Raw genomic sequence first — 4,784 nt, forward strand, 5'->3', positions numbered from 1 at the left:
CCATCAAAAACTTGACGCCGGCACCGCGGTGCTCAGGTCCTCATGGCCGCCGGATACACGTCTGCGGTCTTCACCGGATGGGTACTCTGTTCCAGCTGGGCATGGTTCTTCTCCATGCCGCCCTCCGCAGCCGCAGCGCTCGACGTGAGCCCGCGAATTCTAGCGTCTCACCTGGAAGCGCTACAAAGGATCGGTTTGAAAGTTGTTGGTTGTCGGTGCCGATGAAGTGCACCTTCACAATGGGGCACAACCCGCCCTTAACGGACATTGATCGGAACCCACGGTCATCGCCCTCACAACCAAAACAAGCCTATGTCTGACGAGAGCAAGTAGGCGATCCAAAGCGATGCGCCCTTTAGTCGGGAAGGCCAGCCTTGTGGTAGCCTTCGACGAAGCGCTGGAGCAATTCCTCGTCGTCGAATGGCTGCGATGTTGCCCAGTGCCTGATGCTGAAATGGGGATTGCTCATCATGAAGAATTCCGCCTCCTGATGGGCTTCATCCTGGCGCCCGAGCTGCGCGAGGGCTGCCGCTAGCATGCGCCGCGACGTGGTGCGGTAGGTTTCCGGCTTGCGTAAAGCCTCGACCGCGGATTGATAGTCGCCGAGCGCATAGTAGGCTTGGCCCGCCATCCAATAATACCACCCCGGTGGGCGCGGATTGAGCCGCAATGCCCGCTTCACGAATTCGACGCCTTTGACCGCGTCGCCCCTCAAGGTGATGAGATCCGAGCGCATCGCCCAGGCATCGGCATGATTGGGATCGAGCTTGAAGGTCGCCTCGAACTCAGCATCCGATTCCGCGAAACGCCGTTCGTGACCAAGTATGATGCCCAGCACCCAGCGGTTCCCGGCATCGTTAGGGTCGAGCGCCACTGCCCGCTGCGCTTCCGCGAGCGAGCGAGGCTGGTTGGCTTCCTTCGGCTCGTCCCAGAACAGCCAGCCGAGCCAAAGATTGAGGGCCAGCCAGCTATGTGCTTCGGCATAGTCGGGATCGAGACCAATCGCCTTTTCCAGGAGCATGCGCGCTTCCCGCGCGCCTAACCCGGTCTGAAAACTGACGCCGCGCGCTTGCACGCAGAGGTCATAGGCTTCGAGACTCGTCGGCCGTTTGCGCGCCGGCCGTCCGGCCAATCGGCCGACTAGGGCTTCGACGATCTTGGCCGTGACCTCATCCTGCACTGCAAAGATGTCCTCGAGGCTGCTGTCATAGCGCTCGGCCCAGATATGATCGCCGCCGATTGCCTCGATCAGCTGCGCATTAACGCGCACGCGCCCCGCGGCGCGCCGGGCGCTGCCTTCAACCACATAGCGCACCCCAAGATCACGCGCGGCCAAACGCACATCGACCGACCGCCCCTTGTAAGCAAAGGTCGAGTTGCGCGCGATAACGAAGAGGCCGGCGCAGCGAGATAGGTCGGTGATCAGGTCTTCGGTCAAGCCGTCGACAAAGGTTTCCTGCTCCGGATCGTTGCTCATGTTAGTGAAAGGCAAAACCGCGATCGAGGGCTTGTCGGGCAATTCCAGCGATGCCAGTCGGCCGACCGGAGCGGCTCTCGGAAGCTGCAGGTTTACGCGATAGCAGTATATCGGCTCGGCTATATTCTTCACCCGCTGCTCGCCCATAGGCTCGAACGCAAACGCCAGCTTCTGCCTGACTTCCTTGGACACCTTCTCTGAAACGCAGATGCCACTGGGCTCGGCGAGTTGCTGGAGGCGCGAGGCCACGTTCACGCCCTCGCCATAGCGATCGTCCCCTTCGACGATCACTTCTCCAAGGTTGATTCCGATCCTGACTTCGAAGCGCTGGTCTTCGGCGACGCTCGCGTTACGCTCCGCCATGCCGCGTTGAAGCGTGACCGCGCATTCGACCGCATCCACCACGCTGCCGAACTCCGCCAGCAGGCCGTCTCCCATAAGCTTGAAGATTCGCCCGTGTCGTGTTGCGATTTCCGGCTCGAACAGCTCTTTGCGGCCACGTTTTAGCCGGTCGAAGGTGCCCGCTTCATCCGCCTCCATGAGCGCCGAGTACCCGACAACATCGATGGCAAGGATGGCAGCGAGCTTCCGCTCCATGTTGGGCCTCAGTTAGGATTCGCGACACGCAAGCCGCAGGTCAGAGGCGGGTAGGATCGGCGCCTCCGGCGTGCCCTTACCGGCCTTTGATACCACAGATCACGCCTCTTGAGACCATGGATCGCGCGACGCTCCGGCTCTCCTGCCGCAGCGGAATGCAATGTCGGTTATGGTCCGCTTCGCCGCATCCGGCACGATGAGCAGCCCGGCTGCACGATTCAGAGGCTCGTCCCACAGGCGGGCCATTATCGTTTCGCCGCGCTCGGCACACTTTCTGCAGACGCCGCAACGATACGCCTAGCCGGTGCACCGACGGCGCGCCAGCCGCCGGCTTCATGGTTCTCGACAGCCCTTCCTGCCTGCGCTTGCTTCGCCCGGTCATTCCGGCAATCCCGCCTTTCGCAGCGCCGACGCCAGCATTTCCATGAGTTCTGGTCGGACGACGCTCATCCGCACGAATGCGCTGTTTGTCCAGCCCGGCGCGACCTCCAACAGCCGCGAGGCGGCTGCGCGTGCGGCATCCAGGCGGTCGAGATTGACATAGGCTGCGACGAGGCTGGCATAGAGGACGCTGAAGCCGGGCGCTACTTGGATCGCCAGCGTCGAATAGTTCACCGCGTCATCATACCGGCCAGTGAAGAGGTGGACCCAGGCCAGCGCCAGATACGAATGATAGTTCAGGGGATCGAAAGGACTGAGGCGAAGTGCCTTGAACGCGTGATCGCACGCACGTTCATAGATTTCGCTGTACATGTGCACCATCGCGCTGAAGCCGTATGCCAGAGCTAAGTTGCGGTTTAGCTTCAAAGCTCGATCGAGAGCGCTGATGGCCCGTGCGTAGTCATGGGTAATCGTGGCGTGAACGAACGCCCCCATCGACAGCGCCTGGGGATCGTCGGCGCCGATCGCCATTGCGATGTTGGCGTGCTTCAGCGCGGCAGCCCTGTCTTCGGGATGGAAGCCTCCGCGCAGAAAGCGCTGTTCGTATCCCCAGGCCGCATAGCCATGTGCGGAAGCGTAGTTCGGGTCGAGGCTCAAGACCTCGTTCAGCAGGCGCAGGGCTTCGTTGGTATCGGCCGGCGTGTTGGCGTAGGCATGTGGCAAGGCGCGCAGGAAGAGATCATATGCGTCAAGGCTGTCCGGCCGCTTGCGGCGCGCTCGGTCGATCTCAGCGCGCCGCAGGGTGGGTTCAAGCGTCCCGACGATACTCTCGGTCAATCGGTCCTGCAGGTCGAACACGTCTTCCGCCGCGCCCTCGAACTTGTCTGCCCAAACATGGGTTGCATCTTTGCCCTCGATAAGCTGTGCGGTTATGCGCAGTCTGTCGGCAGCCCGCCGCACGCTCCCTTCCATCACGTAGCGGACGCCAAGCTCTCTTGCGACCTGCCGGATATCGAGCGTTCTGCCCTTGTAGGCGAAAGTGGAGTTCCGCGCGATGACGAACAGACCGGGTATCTTCGACAGGCCAGTGATGAGGTCCTCCACCAGCCCGTCCGTGAAATACTCCTGCTCGGGATCACCGCTCATGTTGGTGAACGGCAGCACGGCGATGGACGGCTTGTTGGGCAACGAAGGCGATCTGAGCTGTTGCATGTCGGCGACGAACCGCTGGCGAAGAACGCGATAGACCGGGAGCGGTTCAGCGATGTTCTTGACATGCTGCTCGCCCATCGATTCGAAGCCAAAGGGAAGCTTCCTTTCGACTTCGCGAGCAACCTTACCGGAGATGTAGATGCCGCCAGGCTCCGCTAGTTGCTGCAGGCGCGCTGCGATGTTGACGCCGTCGCCGTAGCGATCCTCGCCCTCGACAATTACTTCGCCGAGATTGATGCCTATTCTCACCTCAATGCGATCGTTCGCGACGGAATCCGCGTTGCGCTCGACCAAGCTACTCTGCAGCGCCACCGCGCACTCGACCGCATCCACCACGCTGGAGAACTCGGCGAGCAGTCCGTCGCCCATGAGCTTGAATATGCGTCCGTGTCGTTCCGCTATTTTGGGCTCAAACAGTTCCGTGCGTATCGCTCTGAGACGCTCAAAGGTCCCTGCCTCGTCACTCTCCATGAGCGCCGAGTAGCCAACCACGTCAGCCGCCAGGATGGCTGCGAGCCTTCTCTCCAAGAATTCTCCTCAAGCAGACCAATCGGCCAAGGATAGCATACGACGGGTCGTGAATCTGGGAATAGTTCACCTGCGGGACGTGGCGTGGCACGGCGGCGATCTGCTCCTTCCGAAGGCCGACGCGGATGACCGACTGCCACCCAACCAAGCCGTTTGACGCGAGCTGGCAACTGCTGAGTAGGCGAAGTCCGCATCGCCTCGATCGCGCCAATTGCCGACCTTTCCGGCGCTTCTCCGAAGCTGGCGTTCGCGGTGTGGCCGGAATGGCACCGAACCTGCCGACATCATAGCCACGCCTCGAGTAGAGGCTTCGTCTGGAGCACCTCGGCACGGTTCCGTTCGCGCGATAGAAGCGGCGGTTGGCGATTAAGCAGCATGGAATCGCCGAATTCATGCGCGCGGTATCGATACGCGATGAAGGCTGCGGAGGCCTTGGCGAGCAGAGCATCGTCGGCAAAGGCGCGCAGGAGCTCGAAATGGCTTTCGCCTGGCTGGTGGACGCCCGTGAGAATCGCATCGACCACGCGAAGCCGCGTGCCCCGCGCGATGCGCCCTGTCGCAATGCCATTTCCGGCACGCACATTGCCGC

3 protein-coding genes are annotated in these 4,784 nt (G+C 61.7%); all 3 read right to left on the reverse strand.

What is annotated here, in order from left to right; genetic code table 11:
- Positions 1–355: 355 nt before the first annotated feature.
- Positions 356–2,074 carry an adenylate/guanylate cyclase domain-containing protein gene (locus NKJ32_RS35020; protein ID WP_352595770.1) on the reverse strand — a complete coding sequence of 573 codons (1,719 nt, stop codon included), beginning with the start codon at positions 2,072–2,074 and terminating at the stop codon, positions 356–358.
- A 378-nt stretch (positions 2,075–2,452) separates the two neighbouring features.
- Positions 2,453–4,195: an adenylate/guanylate cyclase domain-containing protein gene (locus NKJ32_RS35025; protein ID WP_352625632.1), complete on the reverse strand. Its 1,743-nt coding sequence runs from the start codon at positions 4,193–4,195 to the stop codon at positions 2,453–2,455.
- A gap of 284 nt (positions 4,196–4,479) precedes the next feature.
- The coding region (locus NKJ32_RS35030) for an S-adenosylmethionine:tRNA ribosyltransferase-isomerase (RefSeq protein WP_352830493.1) at positions 4,480–4,784 on the reverse strand (305 nt) is incomplete at its 5' end.

Origin of the sequence: Mesorhizobium sp. M0159 (assembly GCF_040322295.1) — a bacterium.
Lineage (GTDB): Bacteria > Pseudomonadota > Alphaproteobacteria > Rhizobiales > Rhizobiaceae > Mesorhizobium.

What these genes read in the sequence shown, in the direction of transcription:
- NKJ32_RS35020 (WP_352595770.1), bottom strand. Translation starts at nt 2,074, where the DNA reads ATGGAGCGGAAGCTCGCTGCCATCCTTGCCATCGATGTTGTCGGGTAC.